Annotated in this window: 19 protein-coding genes and 2 pseudogenes; 8 read left to right on the plus strand and 13 right to left on the minus strand. The window is 49.9% G+C overall.

The genetic code is table 11. The features are described 5' to 3' along the window. Window positions 1–15 precede the first annotated feature (15 nt). Window positions 16–291: a mercury resistance system periplasmic binding protein MerP gene (gene merP / locus ACR42C_RS23395; protein ID WP_000732290.1), complete on the minus strand. Its 276-nt coding sequence runs from the start codon at window positions 289–291 to the stop codon at window positions 16–18. Between the two features lie 15 nt (window positions 292–306). After that, a complete protein-coding gene (locus tag ACR42C_RS23400) occupies window positions 307–657 on the minus strand; it encodes a mercuric transport protein MerT (protein WP_001294666.1) in 351 nt (116 codons plus the stop codon). Between the two features lie 71 nt (window positions 658–728). On the opposite strand from ACR42C_RS23400, the gene ACR42C_RS23405 reads away from it, so the two are divergent. The 3 genes and pseudogenes from ACR42C_RS23405 (at window position 729) to ACR42C_RS23415 (ending at window position 5,515) form a co-directional block, all read left to right on the plus strand. Continuing rightward, window positions 729–1,163 (plus strand): mercury resistance transcriptional regulator MerR, encoded by a 435-nt coding sequence (locus tag ACR42C_RS23405; RefSeq protein WP_000414383.1) that lies wholly within the window; start codon window positions 729–731, stop codon window positions 1,161–1,163. 40 nt (window positions 1,164–1,203) lie between these two features. Further along, window positions 1,204–4,698, plus strand: a pseudogene (locus tag ACR42C_RS23410) (conjugative transfer relaxase/helicase TraI domain-containing protein); the annotation flags it as partial. 28 nt (window positions 4,699–4,726) lie between these two features. Further along, window positions 4,727–5,515: a DsbA family protein gene (locus tag ACR42C_RS23415; protein ID WP_407222681.1), complete on the plus strand. Its 789-nt coding sequence runs from the start codon at window positions 4,727–4,729 to the stop codon at window positions 5,513–5,515. Between the two features lie 729 nt (window positions 5,516–6,244). Here ACR42C_RS23415 and ACR42C_RS23420 read toward each other — a convergent pair. Beyond that, entirely contained in the window at window positions 6,245–6,925 is a 681-nt protein-coding gene (locus tag ACR42C_RS23420) for a DUF4145 domain-containing protein (RefSeq protein WP_251885372.1), read from the minus strand. Between the two features lie 251 nt (window positions 6,926–7,176). Continuing rightward, on the minus strand, window positions 7,177–8,166 hold the full coding sequence (locus ACR42C_RS23425) for a tyrosine-type recombinase/integrase (protein WP_479985229.1): 990 nt from the start codon (window positions 8,164–8,166) through the stop codon (window positions 7,177–7,179). A gap of 247 nt (window positions 8,167–8,413) precedes the next feature. Between ACR42C_RS23425 and ACR42C_RS23430 the strand changes: the two genes are divergently transcribed. Continuing rightward, window positions 8,414–9,565 carry a hypothetical protein gene (locus tag ACR42C_RS23430; RefSeq protein ID WP_110915502.1) on the plus strand — a complete coding sequence of 384 codons (1,152 nt, stop codon included), beginning with the start codon at window positions 8,414–8,416 and terminating at the stop codon, window positions 9,563–9,565. Window positions 9,566–10,190: 625 nt separating this feature from the next. On the opposite strand, the gene cap3 is transcribed toward ACR42C_RS23430, so the two are convergent. The 8 genes and pseudogenes from cap3 to ACR42C_RS23470 all read right to left on the minus strand — a co-directional run bounded on the left by cap3 (window position 10,191) and on the right by ACR42C_RS23470 (window position 19,335). Continuing rightward, a complete protein-coding gene (cap3, locus tag ACR42C_RS23435) occupies window positions 10,191–10,664 on the minus strand; it encodes a CBASS system CD-NTase/cGAS isopeptidase Cap3 (RefSeq protein ID WP_083264112.1) in 474 nt (157 codons plus the stop codon). Continuing rightward, window positions 10,651–12,420 (minus strand): E2/UBC family protein, encoded by a 1,770-nt coding sequence (locus ACR42C_RS23440; RefSeq protein WP_110915501.1) that lies wholly within the window; start codon window positions 12,418–12,420, stop codon window positions 10,651–10,653. The genes cap3 and ACR42C_RS23440 overlap by 14 nt, the downstream gene beginning before the upstream one ends. Then, a complete protein-coding gene (locus tag ACR42C_RS23445; RefSeq protein ID WP_110915500.1) occupies window positions 12,420–13,718 on the minus strand; it encodes a CBASS cGAMP synthase in 1,299 nt (432 codons plus the stop codon). The genes ACR42C_RS23440 and ACR42C_RS23445 overlap by 1 nt, the downstream gene beginning before the upstream one ends. Then, on the minus strand, window positions 13,718–14,791 hold the full coding sequence (locus ACR42C_RS23450; RefSeq protein WP_110915499.1) for a CBASS cGAMP-activated phospholipase: 1,074 nt from the start codon (window positions 14,789–14,791) through the stop codon (window positions 13,718–13,720). The genes ACR42C_RS23445 and ACR42C_RS23450 overlap by 1 nt, the downstream gene beginning before the upstream one ends. A gap of 320 nt (window positions 14,792–15,111) precedes the next feature. Further along, a pseudogene (locus ACR42C_RS23455) lies at window positions 15,112–15,276 on the minus strand (ISNCY family transposase); the annotation flags it as partial. 141 nt (window positions 15,277–15,417) lie between these two features. After that, entirely contained in the window at window positions 15,418–15,903 is a 486-nt protein-coding gene (locus tag ACR42C_RS23460; RefSeq protein WP_110915498.1) for a GNAT family N-acetyltransferase, read from the minus strand. Beyond that, window positions 15,891–16,157, minus strand: coding sequence for a type II toxin-antitoxin system TacA family antitoxin (locus tag ACR42C_RS23465; protein ID WP_110915497.1), 267 nt, complete (start codon window positions 16,155–16,157; stop codon window positions 15,891–15,893). Before ACR42C_RS23465 ends, ACR42C_RS23460 begins: the two co-directional genes overlap by 13 nt. A 193-nt stretch (window positions 16,158–16,350) precedes the next feature. After that, on the minus strand, window positions 16,351–19,335 hold the full coding sequence (locus ACR42C_RS23470) for a Tn3 family transposase (RefSeq protein WP_479985230.1): 2,985 nt from the start codon (window positions 19,333–19,335) through the stop codon (window positions 16,351–16,353). Window positions 19,336–19,494: 159 nt separating this feature from the next. Here ACR42C_RS23470 and ACR42C_RS23475 point away from each other — a divergent pair, with 159 nt between their 5' ends. The 4 genes from ACR42C_RS23475 (at window position 19,495) to ACR42C_RS23490 (ending at window position 21,887) form a co-directional block, all read left to right on the plus strand. Further along, window positions 19,495–20,079 (plus strand): recombinase family protein, encoded by a 585-nt coding sequence (locus ACR42C_RS23475; RefSeq protein ID WP_214551353.1) that lies wholly within the window; start codon window positions 19,495–19,497, stop codon window positions 20,077–20,079. A 184-nt stretch (window positions 20,080–20,263) separates the two neighbouring features. After that, window positions 20,264–20,821 (plus strand): OsmC family protein, encoded by a 558-nt coding sequence (locus ACR42C_RS23480; protein ID WP_000108589.1) that lies wholly within the window; start codon window positions 20,264–20,266, stop codon window positions 20,819–20,821. Window positions 20,822–20,962: 141 nt separating this feature from the next. Further along, window positions 20,963–21,544 carry a TetR/AcrR family transcriptional regulator gene (locus tag ACR42C_RS23485; protein WP_214551361.1) on the plus strand — a complete coding sequence of 194 codons (582 nt, stop codon included), beginning with the start codon at window positions 20,963–20,965 and terminating at the stop codon, window positions 21,542–21,544. Between the two features lie 4 nt (window positions 21,545–21,548). Next, window positions 21,549–21,887 (plus strand): carboxymuconolactone decarboxylase family protein, encoded by a 339-nt coding sequence (locus tag ACR42C_RS23490; RefSeq protein WP_000888080.1) that lies wholly within the window; start codon window positions 21,549–21,551, stop codon window positions 21,885–21,887. A 29-nt stretch (window positions 21,888–21,916) separates the two neighbouring features. On the opposite strand, the gene ACR42C_RS23495 is transcribed toward ACR42C_RS23490, so the two are convergent. Continuing rightward, on the minus strand, window positions 21,917–22,246 hold the full coding sequence (locus tag ACR42C_RS23495) for a thioredoxin family protein (RefSeq protein WP_214551363.1): 330 nt from the start codon (window positions 22,244–22,246) through the stop codon (window positions 21,917–21,919). Between the last annotated feature and the right edge of the window lie 84 nt (window positions 22,247–22,330).

Genomic DNA, 22,330 nt, shown 5'->3' on the forward strand with positions numbered 1-22,330 from the left:
GCCGTTTTCAGTGCCTCACTTCTTGACGCTGGACGGATAGCCTGCGTCTTCGGTGGCCTTGGTCAGCTTCTGCACGCTGGTCTTGGCATCATCGAAGGTGACAACCGCTTCGCGTGTCTCGAAGGTCACGTTAACTTTGCTGACGCCTTCGACCTTGGAAATCGCCTTCTTGACGGTGATCGGACAAGCGGAGCAGGTCATGCCCGGTACGGACAGCGTGACGGTCTGGGTGGCGGCCCACACGGGGGCAACAACGGCAGCGATGGCGAGAGAGGCAAACAGTTTTTTCATGATGAACTCCTGTGATTAATAGAAAAATGGCATGACGTAGGGAAATCCGAGCGCGACCAGAACCAGCGCGGCCACGACCCAGAAAATGAGCTTGTAAGTAGCGCGCACTTGGGGAATCGCACACACATCCCCTGGTTTGCAGGCTTGCGCCGGTCGGTAGATGCGCCGCCAGGCGAAAAACAGCGCCACCAACGCCGCGCCGATGAAGATCGGGCGATAAGGTTCCAACACCGTCAAGTTGCCGATCCAAGCGCCGCTGAACCCCAGGGCGATCAGAACCAGCGGCCCCAGGCAGCAAGCCGAGGCGAGGATGGCGGCTAGCCCGCCAGTGAAGAGCGCCCCGCGCCCGTTTTGAGGTTCAGACATACGCTTGTCCTTTCAAATCTGGATTGGATAGCTTAAGCTTACTTCCGTACCAATGTACGGAGTCAAGCGATATGGAAAAAAATTTGGAGAATCTGACTATTGGCGTTTTCGCCAAGGCGGCCGGGGTCAACGTGGAAACAATCCGGTTCTATCAGCGCAAGGGCTTGTTGCCGGAGCCGGACAAGCCCTATGGCAGCATCCGCCGCTATGGCGAGGCGGATGTGACGCGGGTGCGCTTCGTGAAATCAGCCCAGCGGCTCGGATTCAGCCTCGACGAGATCGCAGAGCTGCTGAGGCTGGATGACGGCACCCACTGCGAGGAAGCCAGCAGCCTGGCCGAGCACAAGCTTCAGGACGTGCGCGAAAAAATGACCGACCTGGCGCGCATGGAAACCGTGCTATCCGAACTTGTGTTCGCCTGCCATGCGCGGCAAGGGAACGTTTCTTGCCCGCTGATTGCTTCGCTGCAAGGGGAGAAAGAGCCGCGTGGTGCCGACGCGGTGTAGCCGAGGGTAGTTACGCCTTAGCGTGCTTTATTTTCCGTTTTCTGAGACGACCCCTATTCCGAACAAACGCGACCGTTACGAGGCGCTGGCCAACCGGTTTGCAGAGCTGAGCGGAGGAACTGAAAACGTCACCGCCGTTGTGGTCGGCAGGCGTGAACAGGCACAGCTGACGGGCCTGGTACGTGAGGCGCTGCAGAACGCAGGACAGCTGGGGCGCGACGGCGTGGAGATAGAGGCCCGGCAGCCGGTCTGGCTCGACAGCAAAACGCGCCGCATGCCCGGTTCATACCGTCCCGGGATGGTACTTGAAGATCGCACGGACGCAAAAGCGCGTAAGTCGTATGTGATTGACCGGGTGCATGAGGACACGCGAGTCCTCTCGCTCATCGACGGGGACGGCGTGCTGACCCGGATGAAAATCGGCGATATCAGCGCTGACTGGCGTCTCTTCAGCCGCGAAACCCTCAGCGTGGCCACCGGCGAAAAACTGCTGGCCGTGGCGGGGGATCGTGAGCACAGCCTGAAGGCAAAAGACCGTCTTGAGGTGACCGGGATAAGTGAAAAGGGGATTGAGGTGAAACGGGGGGAAGAGACCCTGACGCTGCCAAAAGACCAGCCGCTCTACCTGTCGCATGCCTACGTGACCGCGCCGGGCGGCCGGGATAACGACACCGGCGTGGTGCTGGCCGCACTGAACAGCCGCGACATATCGACCCAGACCATGAATTCGCTGGCACAGAGTGGCCACCGGGCGGAAGTGTTCACAGCCGAAGTACAGGACCGGGCTGAAGCCCGGCTGCAGCGCATGAAGACCAGTGCCTCTCCCGTGCAGCTGGTCAGAAACCTGAGCGGTCACCAGGACATCAGTCAGGCGGTGGATTCACTGCATGACAGCGTCCGGACGGACGCCGGGCTGGCCGTCTGGCGTGCCATCAATGACCAGCGCACTGTGGTATTCAGCGAACTGAAGCTGGCGACGGAAGCGCAGAAATATCATCCCGACCTTGAAGCTATCGGGAATGAAATTGGCGCGATGATTAAAAATGGCGAGCTGTTGTCCGTATCCGCAGGGGGAGAGCCGGTACTGGTTTCCCGGTCCACCTGGGAGATGGAGAAAGCCATTCTGCGTGTGGTGGAGGAAGGGAAAGGCACACAGCAGCCGTTGCTGGAACAGGTACCGGAAGCCGTGCTGAACGGACTCACCGATGGCCAGAAAAAGGCGACCACCCTGGTGCTGGGAACCACGGATCAGTTTATCGGGATTCAGGGCTATGCCGGCGTGGGGAAAACCACGCAGCTGAAGGCGGTGATATCTGCACTGGAGACCATACCGGCGGACGTTCGTCCGGTGATGACGGGGCTTGCCCCGACGCACCAGGCGGTGAAAGAGATGAGCGACGTCGGTGTCCGGGCGCAGACCATCAAATCTTTTATCGTTGAACATGACCAGGCGACGGCCGCAGGCGGTAAGCCCGACTATAAAGGACAGGTGTTTCTTATCGATGAGTCCTCAATGGCAGGCAACCAGGATACGGCGGCACTGTTCCAGGCCATTGCCAGCGGCGGCGGTCGCGCGGTCTCGATGGGGGATATCGACCAGTTTGAATCGGTCGACGTGGGCGCACCGTTTAAGCTGATGCAGGAGCGCAGCCCGATGGATGTGGCCATCATGAAGCAAATCGTCCGCCAGAAAGACCTGCAGCTGCGCGGTGCCGTTCACGACATTATTGATAACCGGATCGATGCGGCCCTGCAGCGGATTGAAACCCAGCCGGCTGACCGTGTGGCGCGTAGCGCTTCAGCCTCGCTCCCGGGGAGTGCCATTCAGGAAACGGAGACGCCTGTTAACGACATCGTGGCTGACTGGACGGACCGGACGCCGGAGGCGCGGTCCCGTACCCTCATTATCACCCAGCTGAACGCCGACCGTCGTGCGGTAAATGCCGGCATTCATGCTGTGCTGGCTGCCCGGGGAGAACTGGGGGAGAAGGCCATTACGGTGCCGGTGCTCGATAAAATCACCCACACCCGTCATGAGTTCAATAAAACCGATGCCTGGGAAGCCGGGATGGTGGTTAAACGCGGCGATCGTTACCAGGACGTGCTGGCCGTTGACCGCAACGGCAGTACGGTCACGGTACGCGATGAGGAGGGGAAGATTGGACTGTATTCCCCGAAGGAACTCATCACCGGCGACGTGCAGCTGTTTCGCCGCAGCGAGATGGAAGTCCGTGCCGGCGATCTGCTGAAGTTCACGGCGACAGACAAGGAGCAGGGACAGATGGCCAGCCAGCGCTATACGGTCGAGTCGGTCAGCGAAACGGGCAATATTCGTCTGAAGGGGGAAAACGGCCGCATTACCATCAATCCTCAGGCGGTCAGGGCGCAGCAGCATATTGACTACGGCTGGGCCGTCACCGGGTACGGTGCTCAGGGGGCCAGTAGCGACTATGTCATTGCGCTTGAGGGCACGGAAGGCGGGCGTAAGGCACTTGCCTCCCGTCGCGCCTTCTACATCTCGGCCTCGCGCGTGAAAGAGCACGTCCAGATTTATACCGACGGGAAGGCGGACTGGGTTAAGGCGGTAAAAACGCCGGAGCGGGATATCAAAACGGCGCACGATGCGCTGGCGCCAGAAACGCAGCGTAAACAGGCGAAAGCCATCTGGGCAATGGGACAGCCGGTGAATAAAACGGCCATGGGCCGCGCCTGGGTGCGCCATCAGGGCATGCAGGACGCGTCACTGACGGCAAAAATCATTCCGGCCACCCGGCGCTTTCCCGAACCGGCGCTGGCGCTGCCGGTGTATGACAACAACGGCCGGAGTGCGGGCCTGGCTCTGGTTTCCCTGGTTGCCAGCCCGGAAGGGCGGATGACACAGGGGGAGACCCGGATGGTCATGACAGAACGTGCCCGTGGTGCGGTACTGCAGCGAAGCCAGTCAGGCAACACGATTGTGGCCAGTGACCTGGCGGCCGCGCTTGATGCAGTACGACATCACCCGAAGGACGGTGTGGTCTGGCAGACCGGCGATGAGCCACCATCAGCACATCTGCTGAAAGTCAGCGGAGGTATCGTTACGGAGGCCGCATCAGAACACAAACTGATCCGTGACCAGGAGGAAACCACACGACAGACGGAAAAAGACATGCTTAACAAAGCCGTTAAAGCGGAAAAAGAAAAGAGTGAGACTCAGGAGCGTATTGTTGTGCCGGTGGAGGACGCGGTGCGTATTACGCCCGGGATGCTTGAGGTTGACGACCGGAATGAGCCAACGATTCCTGACGGAAAAGTGCTCATTCAGGTTGCCAGCTCGGACAGCGTTAGCCACGATGAGATTGGCCGTCATATCAGGGCAGAAAAGGAACCATTGGCCAGCAAAGTCGCTTCGGAACGTGCGGGAGTCAGCCGCATTGTGAATGAGCTGGCCAATACCGAGCGGGATATTATCCGGCAACCCGAAAATAGCGAGCGCGGCCGCATGCCGGAGCGAGAAGAACAGACCCTCACCCGTACCATTCAGAAAGAACGTTAATCTCCCTTTTAACCATGAGACTCAGACGATGAAAGTACACAAATTAGCTGCATTAATAGTTACAACATACATGGGCTTTATTTCAACGGCACACGCTTCGGCCCCGCAGCTGGTCTTCAGCCCGGAGCAGGAGGCCCGTATCGGGGAAATCGCAGCAGACTACCTGGTGTCCCACCCGGAGATACTGGTAACGGTCAGTCATAAGCTGCAGGAACAGCAGGAGGCACGTAAGCAGAAGATGTTTGCACTCAGCGTGATGGAGAATCAGGCGAACCTTCTGCATGATCCGGACACACCGGTTTACGGTCCTGATAATGCAAAGGTCGCGGTGATTGAATTCTTTGATTACCAGTGCGTGTTCTGCAGCCGCTTCGCGCCGGAGCTGGAGAAGGTCATGAAAGCGCAGCCGGACGTCCGCTACCTCTTTAAGGAGTGGCCAATTTTTGGTGGTCGCTGGGAAGCCTCACTTCAGGCAGCGCAGCAGGGGCTGACGGTATGGCAAAAGAAAGGGCCGCAGGCCTATGTCACCTATCACAATGCCATCTACGCCACCGGCCATAATGAAGGCAAGCTGACGGCGGAGGATATTCACGTGGCAGCGTCAAAGGCGGGGCTGACCACTCCAGCTCCTGGCGACCATACCGCGTCCCTTGAGAAAAATAGTAACCTGGCAGAGGCGCTGGGACTCACCGGAACGCCGGGGATCATCGTCATGCCCGTTAGCGGAGCCACTCCTGACACCATCACGGTCTTCCCGGAAGCCGTTACCGCTGAAAAACTCCAGGCTGCAATCCGGAAAGCCACCAGGGTGAAATGATCCTCAGTCCGAAGAACGTCTCCCGCCAGAGACTGTTTTTCATGTTCCGCGCGTAAATGCCATCTTCCTGTTCCGTTCTCCTGCGCTTCCTCGATCAGACCTGCCGGCCTGATACTGCGGCGAGCGCTGCATAGAATTATTGTACGGAAAGCCGATTTAGGATGCAGAAATTAGTGCATAACGGAGGCTTCTTCAAACCAAAAGGGACTGATTGAGAGGTGGGATTGAGGACAATGCAGGGGAAGGCGGTTAATGATGAAAGCGCGGCCTTGCGACCGCGAAATGATACTGCTTATTACAAAAGAATGGGTAAGACGACTATACTCAATATCACGACAGCAAAGATAATTGTCAAAACCTGTGTTATTAATGGAGCTTTTAGAAACGCTCCAAAAAGTTCTGCCATAAGTGCTCCTTTACTAAAAGGCGTAGGAACACCACCGTAGAATCGGTTGACGCTGATCTACCCTACGGGTAATATCTCAGTTGACTTTTATGTCACCAATTCTGAAGCGGTGCATAGTTTCGAGTGTTTTCGAAGTTAAAAAAGAATCTGATTGCCGTCAGGTTCTTTTTTTTCGCCTCAACAAGTAGTTAAGACCTTCATTCACTGGCATTTCTAAGCCATGCCAACGAATGAGCAAAGTTTACCATTTCCACGGAGTGGCATGCATTGCTAATACGGAACGAAATTTTCATTTCTTACTTAACTACATGAAAGTAAACGATTTATTTTTTAGTTTTAGATTCGAGTTTTTGTTTTTTGGGAATGGCATGTGCTATGTACTGCAGATCATCGGCATTCAATACAGTACGGTAGATGAAATTTTCCAGAACTTTTAACAACGCCTTAAATTCGTCTTCGCCCGGATGCCAACCTCTGTGAGCTGCAGCATTCCCAGCGTTGGTTAAAATCATAAGCTGTTCACGTTCTGCAATGCCAATATATCCCTTATCGAAAACCAGCTCTACTTTCTTCCCCATCGGATGACCAGTTTCAATGTCCAATGCCTCAGTCGCACATTCGAAAGCCGTTCTTAAGCCAATGGAGGCCAAAATATATGATTCTCTTTCATATGCTTCGTAAACCTCATTTAAGATCCGGTACAGCCGCTTATTACTTAAATAGACTTTATCAAACCATTCAGGCCTTACCGAAGGTGAGTCAGGAGCTGGAAAAGTAACTATTGCGTATAATTTCTTATCACCTGAGAAGCTTTCGCTGTCAGAGGATTTCTTCAAGTAAAATATAGAGTTACATCCACAACACTCTAAGAGTCTGTGCTCTACCTCCCCAAATACCACGTTTCCGTCGAAACTGTCATCCCACGTTTCAAACTTTTCTCCAATCACAAGGGTATTGCACTCACGCTTACACGAAGGGCAATGCGCTTTGAACAGTTCGGTCATTTCTTATACCTAAGTTGAATCATTAAACGAAAAAAACCGGCTAAAGCCAGTTTTACTCAAGCCTGAGCGTGAATGATTGCTGCCGGCGATCCCACAGTTCCAAACCACCCCGGCTCAGAAGGGGAAGCAGGACAACCGGCAGACCTACTTTAACGGAAGTTCCGCTGCGGCACCATTTCAGAAAATTGCGCAGCCTGCGAACATATTAACCTGGCATCTTGTTAACTTAACACCTTGCCATCATGTTAAGTTCATATCAGATCCAGACGGTCACGGGCCGTGCGCAGGCGAGCTTCGCCGCGGCGATCGTACTGCTGGGTGGTGGTGACGCTGGCGTGGCCCATCGCATCCTTCACCGTGATGAGATCTTCACCGTTTTCCAGCATGGCAGTCGCAAAGGTTCGCCTTAAATCGTGCGGGGCACATTTCGCTATCCCGGCCTGGCGCTGGCGTACCTGCAGGACATGGTACACAGCCTGATCGGTGAGACGGTCGTTCGTCAGGGTGTCAAAGCGGCGGATACGGTTGAACAGCGGCCCGTCTTTTTCTCCCCGAACTTCATCAACCCACTTCTGCAGTCGCTGCCAGGTGCCAGCCGGCATATAGGCCAGCCGCTCCTTGTTTCCCTTACCCAGCACACGAAGTGCACGCTCATCTGTGACAACGTCACGCAAATCCAGCCCCACGGCCTCTGATCTTCGCAGGCCGCAGCCGAGGATGACGGCCAGCATCGCCGCATCGCGAATGCCGATACTTGAATCATCGGCCTCACAGGCAGCAAACAGAGCACGGATCTCCTCCTGTGGCAGGGCACGGCCGCGCATGAGACGGCTTCCGCGCAGGTTATGCACCGCCCGGATGTGCTGAAAACTCTCGACATCCATCAGCCTGAGCATCCAGGCTTCCTTAGCCACGCCCTTGAGCGCCGAAAGGTAGGTGTTGACCGTGGCCGTGGCCCGGCCGGTGTCGCGCAGCAGTTCGGTCACGGCCATTACGTGATGGCGACGCAGGCTGCCCCAGCTGCAGGCATCGATGGACGTGGCGCCGAGCATACCGGCTACAATACTGAGGAACGAGGCCATGGTCTGCCGGCTGCGGGGGGAATTGAGGGACAGCAGGTAGGCCCGGGCGGGACTGACCGGAGCGTTCTCAACGGACAGCGCCGGCAGGAATTCCTCACCGGGCGAAATGACCTCCACGGGGAGACTCAGCTCCGGTTCGTCGTCGGGCATCAGGATCATGTCGGGCTCCGTCCGGGCCGGAAAGGGACCGGCGCGCTGAGTGAAAAATCGGGGGAATGGATACCGTCAGAGCGTAACGCAGAGAGTCTACTTTTTCAAACGTACATTTTAATAAGTAGAAGAAACTGAAACCATTCTTCGGACATTGCCGCACGACAGCTGTTGACGGTCAGATTCGGGTAGGTGCCTGTACGCTGTAACGCTGCTAATTTAGCTTAACCACCATAGTAAAGAGGGAAGGTTAACAATGAATCAGAAATGGAAGACGCTGTTAATTTCGGTATTAACTCCGTCTGGCATCATATCAGGGATCGCGCTGACTGTGCTCTGGGGATATTTCAGTCGTCTTGACCGACTGGATGTATTCTTTGAGGTGATGAGCATCAAAAGCCTGTTCGCTCTGGTCTGCTGCGCGGCAGTTTTCTCATTATCTATACTGTTGTTTATATTTTTTATAATATCCATATTCATGCCTATAATCATTCCTCAGGATATCAATAATCTTCCTACATACAATAAAATTCAGAATAACTTTTTATCCGTACTGATGCTGTCAGGACTGTTCCCGATGGCTTTTATCTACGTATCTTACTATGCTTTCGATTTCAGCCAATTCGTAAAAAATAATTCAGGCTGGCTGTCTTTACTAAGTATAGGTGTACTTACCATATTTATTTCCTGCCTGATAAACCGAAAACATCTTGAGCACGATTTATCAATTAAAAACACGAAGGTGAGATGGATGCGGCGATGCCAGATTTATGTGGCCATTCCACTCTTTATTGCCCTGCTGGTGCATCTTCAGGTGTTTCCCCTGGAAATAGTATTCAGGAATATTTCCGCATCAACTGAAAAGGTCAGCTTCAGGATCGTGGCTGGGCTGGCGTTCATGTCGTATATGGTTTTTTTTATGACAATATTGCCTGGCCTCGTTTACCTCAGAATGGATGCAAAGGATAAATTCCCAAAAAAAATTAGCACCTCCCTGATAGTTTCCCTGATGATACTGTTATTTATTTCCACAAAAATAACTGTCTTACCTGTTATATTTACTCATTCCGTCATTAAACTTTCTGGTATAAGTGATTTCAGCACCCACAGCTATATTATAAAAGCGAGCGAGTATCCGGAGGAGTTTTTTTCTAATTCGGTTTGGGATCGAAAAACAATCAAAGCAGAGGAATATTACTCGGTGCGGGCTGTTTCTATATTTACCACCAATCAATTCAGTTTTCTTTGCCCTGAGGGGATTATAAAATCCTACAGGGAAAGCTGGAAGTTTAATCCACTGGATACTGATTTCGATACAGATGTCAGGCTGAAACTCCAAAAGGAAGCCGCTTACTGCGTACCTGTTTCAGCGACAGCGGTAAAAAGATGGGACGTACCGCTTCAGTAGTCGAATAAGGGTATAAGTAGGAAACTTATACCCTTCATTATCATTTGCCGGTTGATTTACTAGGTTTCAATCCGGGGGTGTTACCGGGAGTATCCTTATTATCGCGACGGCGTTGATCCGGCTTTCCTGTTGACTTGGCAATTGGCTTCGGACCTGGTTTTAAACCCATGATACTGATTCCTGAGTTTCAGAGGGACATCCTCAATACAGATATATGGGATCGAATGTACATTATCAAGGCATAAACACAAATTTCGCAAACCAACTATTAATTATGTGATCCATGTATCATATGGAATTGACTCTGCTTTGCTGCCATTAAACCTGTCAGTGCTTGAATCCCAAAAGCTTTTGAAAGCACGCTATACAGTTTTCTCGCAGAATTTTTATTAGCTTGAATTCAACTATAAAGCCATGAATCAAATAAGGTTGCACAATCACTTTCTCAGTCTTTTATCAAAAGAAGGATGATATATCAAAGATCTATCAGAAATTATCTATGTGAGTAATTTGCCAATTAAATTATTATTGCTGAGCTTATCGACAAATATTTATTAAATTATACACTTTTTAAATCTTACTTTAATAGCTCATGCGTTTCCAGAATGGCTGTAGATTTATGACTCTAGCTTTTATCTATCTTTTCATTTAATGATCTAATGTCATTGCCATGTTTTATACCAAGCCAGTTGCTTTTTCTGCCAACAATAAGCAGGACCATTGGATCTGTTGCTATCAATCCGGCCAGCCATGATTTTATGTCTGTATACGATGGTTGAGGAAAATCTTCTGGGTGTGTATGCCATTCACCTAAATAAACAAGATAGCCATCTGATTGTTTAAACAATTCGTCTACTTTCTGCTGATGATGATCACCTTTTCTTTCAAACCGATTCCGTGTCCTTATGTCACCCTGACCTGGTTCTGAAATATCAGTGACTACAATGTGCTGTCCACGGCGTTCCCCGATTATAGTTCCTCCGGCCTCAGTACTGACATAATGCATTTGCCGATAGGAGTGAAACAGTCGAACGACTTCGCTCATGACCACTACATGATTATCAAATTCATCTATGAATACCAATTCATTTATGTTCATTACATACAGAGCAGTTAGGTTGATGTGGCAAAAATTGAGGTCTGAACGAACGCCCGCCCTCAAGGACATGTTCATTGTAAGTCCACTTTAACTCTGGCTCGAGAGTACTTAACACGGCCATCTGAGCAAGAGATGCAGTTATGTTACTAACTGCCGCATCATATAGTGTGTAAGTGCTACCACAGCTTTTATTTGTTTCACTTGATATATCAAGAGCCATAAAGCGCAAATCGGTTCCGTCATGGTATTTTTCGGGATTAGAAACCATACATCCATAACAGCTTCGGCCATCATCAATAAAGACTTTTGATGCCCTACCATTTCCGTCATTGAATGCGTGAATAATAAATGGTCTTTGTTCCCGAGGGATGTTCCTTACTACCGCAGCGATGCGTTTTGATACAGGTGGGCGTCCTGTCGCATCAATAATTATGTCGTACTTCTGCATTACATCTGTGTTGATACGGAATTGTTTATTAAATCCAATAATCTTAGTCTGTAGATGTAATGAATCTTGGAGTCTTGTCGCCAGTGAAAGGGATTTATACGATCCAAAATCATGCGACGATAAGGTATGGCGACCAAAGTTACTGGGTTTGTAGATATCACTATCATACATATGTAGTAAACCTTTGCCACATCCAGCTCCGTTCCTGAGTAATAATTCAGCCAGATATCCGCCAATTGTGCCACAGCCTATCAACGCTATGCGCTTTTCAGACAAACTTGCTGTACCTTCCCGTCGGGCATTTCGGCTGAGGAGCGTCGTAATATCGGCGCGAGTTACCCCCAGCCTTTGATATTCCGTGCAAACGTTTTTGCCACCTAACATCGTGGCGAGTTTGACAGTTGAGTTTTTAGCTGACTTTTTGTGCCTCCTGAAATCAACAGATTGTGTATTGAACTCAACATAGGTAGCAAAGATATCCTGATTTAAAACATCAAAGAGAAAAATATACCTTTTCTTCCCTTCAGCTTTGATGTGTTCAATGACTCTGTCTCTGGCATTGTGGTCTGATTTTTCAAGCCACTCCAGTAAATCCCGGAATGAAGCAGGTGGCCATTTCATCCCGGCAAGGCGGCTGGGGTTTACGGAAATGTAGTGTGTGTTGATGGGAATATCTTTTAACGAATTCCGGGGGAAATACCTTTGCTTGAGCCATTTGGTAATAACGGCTTCCGAATCCTCTGATGAGGATTCCTCAACCGTTATGTACTCCTGTCTGGTGGTTCCATCAGACATAAGTGATTTCGCCAGACTGGTTTTAAGTCTAGTCCCCCGGCTAGCGTTTGACAGAAGAAAGAGCGTCTCGCTGGGTTGCCAGTATGCAGCAAATTCCCCTTCCAGCTCTCTCTTATCGTTTAGCCCTTTCGTGGCAGCGGATACCGAATTAATGAGGGTGAGGTGTATCTGCGCATCAATTTCTTTGTATGTCCCTGCCAGGTCGTTGGAGTCCCAGTCGGCTTCCATTTGGTCAACGTAGCAGAGAAACCCTTCCAGGGCGACGTGAGGCAAAAGGCAGTTTTGGAACTGCTCAGGTTGTTCAATAATAATTGCTATCGGTAGTTCTGTGAAAGGGTCTGGGCGAATCACCAGAGCAACATTAAAGTTACCTGCGTCAGTCGTGTATTCCTTCGTGTAATATCCTTCCCCGCGCACCTTGCTGTACAGAATAGATTTCTCAGGGAGATTGCGGGCACGCATATAACGATACCCGCAGCCTGTCATCACTTTATGGAGTTGCCCGTCCTCCATTAGCCACTTACCATTGTTTTGTTGATAGGCTTGGATGCTGGCTCTTTGGATGGGGAATTTAGAAATGCAGGAGCAGCCGCAATTGATGTGATTAAGGAGGCATTAGTCACACGTTTCCCAAATGCTTCATTGATTTTACGCAACGCATCCTCTCTGCTCTCTGAACTCTCAGCAGCAAGCAGAATACCGTGTAATCTTCTCATGGTTTCAATTATGGTTCTCTGGTGTACGTTTTGATCACGCTCAGCAGGGAACAACAATTTTGTGTCAGTATCGTCGGGGCTTTCCAGTCCGTGATTGAATTCATCAGGCAGTAACCTGGCAACGAGTTTCATGGTTCCAGTGAGGTCGGCACCATCATGAGCCTCTTTGTCGAGGATATTTACAACAGCAGCCATCAAGCTGATTGATGATGGGCCTCCAACATCCCATTGAGCATCTCGCCAGGCTTTCATAAAGCGACAAATATACCGAAGGTGGCTGCCTATACGATCGCAACTCTCATTGAACCAGTCTTCTACAATTTTAGGGTCACTGATTGACCATCTCCTGGTCCCTTCACGTATTGCTAAATTCACTTTGTCTGACTCTACGACATATGATTCAAGTCCAGCCCGGTTTAAAGCTAGAGACTCAAACATTGAATCAGATTTTATAAGGTGTGCAGAATCTGCTGCTGTTTGCTTTTCCTGGAATTTCTCTTTAGGAATTGCATACATAGGTACATCGATGTGTGTTTTCTCATTAGGGATTTTGATGCGGCCGCAGTTTTTCTTTTCTTCAAATGTCCATCCTGCGTTCTCCGCTTCTAACGATTTCAGCGACGTATCCACGAGCAGTAGCAGCAGAGTGTGTCCAATGCTGGGTTTCGATTCAAATACGGTCATGGGCATGTAGGTGCCATCATCGATATCCATTTCCTGCCCTGGATGAAAGGGCCTGTTCAACGTATCGTACTGAAAGCTCCCCTGTGTCGAAAATCGAGGCTGGTATTTGATAAAGTCATCACGGGCTTCATCTTCCATTTCAAAAATAAGTCGAGCAAGATCGGCACGGTCCGCGGGGGAGAGGTAACGAACATTCGTTTCCTCAAGTTTCAATCTGACATTCTCAAGTGTCAGTGCTTGCCTTCTTACATCAGTAGCGATTTCTCTGGCTTCCTTGAATACGTCTCTTGTTCTCTCTCGGACCTTCTGGCGAAGCGCTATAAGTTTATCAGATTCAGCCTTGCCCAGTTTGAGCTTACTGATTAAGCCGTCCATACTGTGGCTATAGTAATTGTTAAAATCCCAATGCATCAGAATACCTCCTGCGCGATTTTGCGCTTAAAGGGTTTTGCAGGTGTAGTGAAAAAGTTCTTAAGTTTTTGGTTTTGAGCGAACTGCACATTAGCGAGTTGCCTCCCCCTAGCGCTCAGATTTTCTATCGAACTCTTCGTGGCATTATCCAGAGTGATATCGCTGGCTGCTTCATTGGGAATAACTTCATCCAGGTAGGTGTAGTTATCGAACGCATCACGGAATGTAAGCTCGCGCAGGAGCATACTTTTATGCAGGTGTTGATTAGCCGTCATGGTTGTAAGGACCAGTCGTTTACCTGTTCCCCACAGACGGCAGTATCCATTCCACCATCTTTTGCTTAATAGTTTCGGACTAAGTGAGTACTCTTCACCGACTGTACCGATGTTGAGTATGTGTATGTCTTTATGAATAACATCAGGAAAATCAGACTTCATGTCCCTGAACACTTCCAGCAAACCGATATAGCTGGGGTTGTTAGCGACTAAACCTCCATCAGCAAAATAAGTGCGGAGATCTTCACAATAGTGTGGGGCAAAGTATGTTGGTGCTGCCGAGGTTGCAAGCGCGGCATCAATCAGTTTAAGCTCGCCATCGCGCGTAAAATCAGGGTTGTGAGGTGTCTTGAAAAACTGAGGTTTTCCTGTCGAAAGATTTACTGCTGGGATTATTACTCTTCGGGTCAGGTCATTAAAGGTGGTTCCACCGCCAATCATCGTTTCAACGGTTTCACGGAGAGGGGCGCTACTGTAAATAGGTGCAACAAGTGACTTAAGGAGATTGGCAAATCCCCATCTTGCTGGAAAAATGTCATTCGCTTTTTCAAAGAAAACACGTTCCAATTCGCGAGCACTTTTACCTGTTGCTAGGCCTAGCGCCAGTATCCCGCCTATTGATGTTCCCGTGATGAGATCAAAGAATTCTCCAATTTTGATTTCACGGTCAGGGTACCTGAGGGAAAGTATCCTCTCAATCTCAGCAAGCACACTGATTGTAAACATCCCCCTGGCCCCACCACCGTTCAGGCTCAGTATCCGCACGCCATAGTTTTTGGCTGCATTCAAATCAGACATTACTTAACCCCGCACCGAAAGAAACATATCTATTAGATGTGGCCGCTTTTCCTTTTTTCAATATACAAACAACCAGTGTTTTCAAATTAAGTCAGGAATGCTGACTTTTGATTTGAGCATGTTTTATCATCCTAATTAAAATTAAATAATAAAAATTTAGCTTGCCATAATGGTTAATGTTCAACCGAAATGAAGAAGAAAATGCATCGTGGTGTGTACAGCGGACTTCTGGTTGGTGCTCAGTTGATCCCCAAGAATTAAGCTCTGGAGGTTCAGTTCTATGAAGGGCGTGATTATGTCTGCCATTTGATCCATGTCATCATACCCAGTGGGCCAGATTCACAGTAACGCGACAGAAGACGTTGGTACTGGCGATCGGATATTCCCAGACGCTCTGCAACCATCTGAGTGACCAGAAGCCGGTCTACAATTTTAAGTCGGTTAACTTTATCCAAGGTGAAAAAATCCGCTGCATGTGCCGTCATTAGATTCCCTTAATGTAATGCCATCTTAACTTAGCCACTACCACTATAAGTACGCATAACAAAGATTATGTTAAATATCATTAATATATCATTTAATATCAATTATTTATCGTCAGCCACATCCCTTTCTTGCCAATGAATTTATTGCGGAAGCTTGAGAAACAGAGTCCGTTCATGAGTTTGCGATGCCTTAAAACCATGATGAAGATAAAACCCTTTGGCTTTTTCTGTCAGCGCATGAACCATAATTGCACGAACGCCTATATTTTCAGCCACACGATAACAGCGCAATACTGCATCGTGCAGTAAATCAGCACCCAGCCCTTGTCCACGAAGTGAGACATCGACAGCCAGGCGAGCAAGTATGATAACCGGGATTGGATCTGGCATATTGCGCCTGAGACTTCCCGTCGCTTCAACATGGTTAACGCTGCCGGTTGCCAGGGAGTAAAAACCGGCAACATGTTTGGTGCCTGTTTTACATACAACGAACGTCCTGGCAGCACCAAGGGCCTGATTTTTTAACCCTCGCTGTTTAAGCCAGTCATCGAGAACGGCCTCCCCGCTTACGAACTCAGCCAGTTGATGTGAGCTGGATAATGGTTCCGGTGCTGTTACACGTCCCACTGAGGTTTCCTTGCCAGGAGTTTATTGATGGCAGCGTCATCCGCAACTGGCGCATCGAGCATATCGATAAACTCGGCATACTGCTCATCGTTAAAATTAAATACACGACGATCGAGGATCACATTCTCCGCAGCCCGGCATGCCATTTCCAGAATGAAATCCGTTCGTGATTTATGAAGTATCTCTGCAGCAGCATCGATGAGTGCTCTTTGAGATTCTTTGGCTCTGAGATTGAGTTGAACATCTGATTTCATTAGTGCCCCCCTTGTATAGCAATTGCTTTACGAGCATAACACAGGAATAATGTATAGCAAACGCTATACACACTTTCTCTCACTGCAGGCTTCCCGGATTACACATAATTCCCTGACATTACAGCGAGCGCTGTCGGTAAAAATCTCTTAGGAACAATCAGGGGTCCGCTTGGAAAACGGAAATTATCCCACGCTAAGACTTTTTTTTGTACAAAGCGGTATCGACTGTACGTAATGAGCGGTATTTTCCGGATCCCAGCTTAAGATTATTACGCCAGACGTAATCTCCACTCAGATTGATATGTTCCCAGCCAAGGGGAGAAAGATGAGAGACCAGTTGCTCATTTATCGGGATACCCTTTCGTTTTAGTGACTCAATAGCTCTTTCTATATATACCGTGTTCCACAACGTGATCGCCGCTGTCAGTAATGTCAGCCCGCTGGCGCGATAACTCTGATTCTCCAGCCCACGATCCCGTATTTCACCCAGACGGTGCAAAAAGACCGCTCGCGCAAGGGCATTACGGGCCTCACCCTTATTCAGCCCCGCCTGCACGCGTCGGCGCAGACCGGGATCACGGAACCAGTCCAGCATAAATAGTGTCCGTTCGATGCGGCCAATCTCTCTCAGCGCTTTGGCAAGTCCATTCTGTTTTGGGTAACTGGCTAACTTTTTCATCATCAGTGATGCGGTGACTGTCCCCTGCTTAATCGAGGTTGCCAGGCGCAATACCTCATCCCAGTGCAACTCAATGTCTTTGATATTCAGGCAGGTTGTTGATATGACAGACTGAAGCCCCGGATAGCGCTCGGCCTTTCCATGAATAAACAGCCGCTTGTCATGAAGATCACGGATCCTTGGCGCAAAAGCGAATCCCAGCAGGTGCATCAGGGCGAAAACATGTTCAGTGAAGCCTGCGGTATCGGTGTAATGCTCGGTAATTTCCAGATCGCTTTCATGGTACAGCAGGCCATCAAGCACGTGGGTTGAGTCGCGCACCCGGCTGATCACTTTGGCGTAGAACGGGCTGTATTGGTCTGAGATATGCGTATAAATCTGCACGCCCGGCTCCTGACCATATTTAAGATTGACCTGACCGGCATAACGTCCGTGACTGCCTACCCGAAAGTTCTGCCCGTCTGACGACGATGTTGTCCCGTCGCCCCAGAATGCGGCCAGAGGCCGCGCTTTCTGAGCGTTGACCAGCTCGGCCAGTGCCGCTGAATAAGTTTCATCTCTGATGTACCATGCCTGAATACCTTCGAGTGACGATCTTGTGGCCCCAGGGCAGGATTCCGCCATTTTTGTCAGCCCAAGGTTGATGCCGTCAGCCAGAATGGTGGTCAGCAACAGTCTTCCGTCTTTTGGTCTGACGTTATTATTTTTGAGGTGCGCGAAGTGACGCGTAAATCCCGTCCAGCTATCAACTTCTTCCAGTATCTCCGTAATTTTCGGATGGGGGAGCATGCCATAGACCAAATCTGCAAAGGGCGAAACACCTGAAGGAACGCTGTTCTCCAGTGGAGTGATTTTTACGCCTTTATCTGAGATATCAACATCGGGCAAATCACCGGCAAGCGCCATCGCGTTAACTTCTTCCAGCCGCGATACAAGAAGAGTCATACGGGCCTGAAGGTATGCCTGGCTATCGGTCGGAACGGCCAACTGTAACAGGTCATTATGTCGGGATTTCTCAAACTCAGCAGTTGGGATGAGATAATCATCAAAATTTTTGTAGCGGCGCGATCCTTTTACCCAGATATCACCGGAACGTAATGCATCCTTGAGTTCATTCAGTACGCAAAACTCGTAGTACTTGCGGTCGATGCCTGAAGGTGTGAGCACCAGTTTTCGCCAGCTTTCAGGGATAAACCCTGTTGGCGCTGATGGCGGCACTTTACGAAGTTGTTTACGGTACATTTCCGTTATGGTGTCCAGCGCATCGCTGAGCGCCTGCGCCGCAGGTGTCGCCATGAACTGCAATGCTGCCAGCATACGCGGGGCATATTTACGCAGCGTACTGTATTTTTCTGTGATCAGGTGAAGCGCGTCGAAATTGCCCTTACGGGAAAGAAACCGCGTTTCTTCCACGCTGTTGATGAATTCCTGCCAGGGAAGGACATCTTCTATTGCAGTCCAGGGATCTTCGCCGGATTCTCTGGCGTTAAGTAACGCCTGCCCGACGGTAACGTACTGCTTCAGCTTGCTCTGAATAAGCTTTCCCGTTTGCTGGAGCCGTTCGGCCTGCGTGCGTTTTGCCCTGCTGAACAGACTACCCAGGATACGCTCGTGCAGATCAATCACTTCGTCAGTCAGGGTGGCCCTGGCCTCTGTTATTATACAAACCAGCGTAGCGTAACGTCTGACATCGGTGAATTTTGCCAGGTCCCTGCTGCTCATTTTCCGGCCCTCACGCGCCAGTTTAAGCAACCTGTTCTGGTGAACGGAAAGCGCAATACCATCAGGCAACCCCAGCGCAGCGATGGAATTAAGCCGGTCGATATGTTGCAGCACATTTTTACCGTTTATTTTACCCGGAGGCTGTAGCAGCCATGCCAGGCGGGAAGGTTGTTCACCCTCTGATATGAGCAGGTTGTCGAGTGCTGATTTATGCTGCTTTTCCAGTTGCGCGGTAAGTGTCGAAAATACCGATCTGTTAGCGAGCGTGACGACTTCGGCAAGCGTCCGTTCGATCACTTCAACAGAAGGGAAAATAACATTATTGTTATGTAGCCAGCTGAGCATTTCTTCCGCCAGCATAAATCCTTTGTCAGTTCGCATGGCATAGGGGTGCAGATGGCGGATACAGTCTTTTTGCATTGACCGGCTGAACGGGGATAGTTCCAGGTAGCGATAAAGTTCGGTCAGATGTTCCCAGCGGGTTTGCTCTCTGGATGCATATTCCGGCCATAAATCAGGCTGAAGTTTCAGTCGGGAAGCAACCCTGGATACAACGCCATTGTGAGGAGCACTGCTTTTGTCCGGAATAAATCCAGGTCCACGCAGATAACAGAGTAATACAGCAAAGCCCAGGCGATTCGCTGGCCGTCGGTGCTTATTAATGAGCGCAATATCCGGTTCGTTCAGAAAGCACATTCGGGTCAGAATAATTTCATCATCTGGTATAACCAGTAAGCGTTCCTGCTCTTCACTGCTCAGTATCTGTCGCCGTGGCATAAATGCTTCCCTCGCGTATAGTTTTCATCTGTTATTTGTTCGCTTTGACCGAAACCGGTCGGTTTCGTACATCACTTACAACACATGTCCGAAACTTAGTGAAATTAATTTCGGACACACGTTATAATTCGGACATCCATTTCGTACGGAAAGTTTCCCATGTCACGTGTTTTTGCCTACTGCAGGGTCTCAACTCTGGAACAGACCACAGAAAACCAGCGTCGTGAAATTGAAGCGGCGGGTTTTGCCATCAGATCCCAACGACTTATTGAGGAGCATATCAGTGGCTCGGTTGCTGCCAGCGAACGCCCCGGATTTATCCGGTTGCTAGATCGCATGGAAAATGGGGATGTACTTATTGTCACCAAACTTGACCGTCTGGGTCGTAATGCGATGGATATCCGAAAAACAGTAGAGCAACTGGCGGCTTTAGATATTCGCGTTCATTGTCTCGCACTCGGAGGCGTTGACTTGACCAGTCCGGCCGGAAAAATGGCTATGCAGGTAATTTCTGCTGTAGCGGAGTTTGAGCGGGATTTGCTGCTTGAGCGAACGCATTCAGGTATTGCGAGGGCAAAAGCGGCTGGAAAACGCTTCGGTCGCCCTCCCATCCTGAGCGAGGAACAAAAGCAAACAGTGACAGAGCGCCTAAATGCTGGCATCAGTATCAGTGCTATTGCCCGGGAATTTAATACCACCCGCCAGACTATCCTTCGGGTAAAGGCTGGATTGCTGCAAGAGTGAGCGGCTGGGAAGATTATAAAAAAATCAAATGGTTATTATGAAATAAAACAGCCTGCTGGGTTCTTTTCCCCCTATTTTTTATAAAAGAGTAGACAAAAGAGGTTCGCGATACTAATCTACCAACTAGATGGTTGGTACTGATTACACCAGCTATACCTTTTATCAAGAAATTACAGGAGCCATTATGTCAACTACCGTTAAACCTTCTGCAGACGCAGCTGCGATCCACAATACCCGTGAAGCAGTTCGCAGCCAGCCTGGCCTGGGTAACCTGACTTTCCAGATGAAAGCCCGTTCCAGCGGCGGATTAACCGTTCGCACTGAGACCGGCGCCACAATCCAGAACGGCGTTATCGATACCAGCCGTGTGGGGAAATTTTCTAATATCGGTGATGAACCCGCAGGTTTACTCGGCACCGATACCGGCATGAGCCCGACTGAATACATCATGCAGGCGCTGGCTGGCTGTTATACCGCCACCCTCACCATGATGGCTGCTGAAAAAGGGATCGACCTGGACGGTATCGAGCTGGATCTTAATTTCGATATCAACCTCAACGGCTTCCTTGGGCTGGACAGCAACGTGCGTAAAGGTGCGAAATCTATTCGCGTCGATGTTCACCTTACGAGCAAGACCGCCAGTCGCGAGGAGTTAGAAGCGCTGGTCAGCGAAATGCAAAAGAATTCGCCAATCCACGATACTCTGGCTAATCCGGTTGAAATGATTACACGCCTGGCGTGATGTCAGAGATGTAATGCTGCCATTCAGAATGCAGGATGGCAGTGACGTTCTGCTCTGCACGATACTGAGTCAGTGATACAACTTGCTACGGAAAAATAGCAACAATATAATCTATCAACTAGTAGATTATATGGAGTAATTATGACAACCATGACACGGGAACGGCTGCTCAGCGAAGCAGAACACCTGATGCGCGAAAAAGGGTATTCAGCATTCAGCTATGCTGATTTATCAAAAATAGTGGGTATCACCAAGGCCAGTATTCATCACCATTTCCCGACCAAAGATATTCTGGGTGAGCAGGTGGTAATACAGGCGTTCTCCGATACACAACGCGTATTTGAGCAGATAGAGGCGACTGAGAAAAGCGCGGAGAAAAGAATTGCGGCCTACATCGATATCTTCGCGCAAAGCCATAAAGCTTCACTACTGCCACTGTGTTGTGCGTTGTCAGCGGAGACCGCCAATCTGCCTCAGGCAATTACTGTACAGACATCACTTTATTTCGATATGCAAATCGAGTGGCTCACAAACGTCGTCAGGGCGGGCATGGAGTCAGGTGAGTTTTCATCCCATGCCGAACCATCAGATATTGCTTTGATGATCATTAATGTCTGTGAAGGCTCAAGCGTAGTGGCGCACGCAACAGCCAGACCCGAAGTCTTCACGAACAGCCTTAAGTATATAAAACTGCTTCTTAATACCCCTCATTCTGGAGAATGACACTATGCTGGACTGGAACAACTATCGCTCAGAGTTAATGCAACGTTTAGGTGAGTTGGGCAAACTGACCCCCGAGACCATGAAAGGCGTGGTTGCCTTAGGCAACGCGGGTAACAAAACTGACCTTTTGGGCGCAAAAGTGCGTGAACTCATTGCCCTGGCGTGCGCTGTCACAACGCGCTGCGACGGCTGTATTGCTTTTCACGCCGACGCCGCTGTGAAAGCCGGTGCAACCGACGCTGAAATTGCTGAAGCGCTGGGCGTGGCGATTAACCTCAACGCTGGCGCGGCGGTCATTTATTCAGCCCGCACTCTGGATGCCGTCGGTCAGGCACGCGGTTAAGCATTAATAAATTCCACGTTAAAAGGGCATTACTGCCCTTTTTTTATGTCCGCAATCGCCTGAGCATATACCGATGCAGGTTTTACACCCGGTATGCGTTTAACTAATTGCCCTTCATGAAATATCAGCACAGACGGCAGCCCCCAGATCTCGTATTTGGTTGTCAGCACCGGCGCCTGATCTACATTGACTTTCCCTACCTTAATATCTCCATCGAGCCGGTCTGCAAACTGACGGAACATCTCTTCGCTGGCCTGACAGGGCGGACACCAGGGTGCAGAGAAACGTACCACCGATATCCCTTTGTACTGTTCTATCTGGCGGAAATTATCTTCGTTATAGGATGTTAATGTACGCATGGTGATGACCTCGCAAAGTGAGTGACAATTCAGAAATGGCCGCGTTATGACAAAAAAGTACGACACACCCATTGACCAACCAAC

This window comes from Enterobacter sp. MG-EB028 (assembly GCF_056673305.1).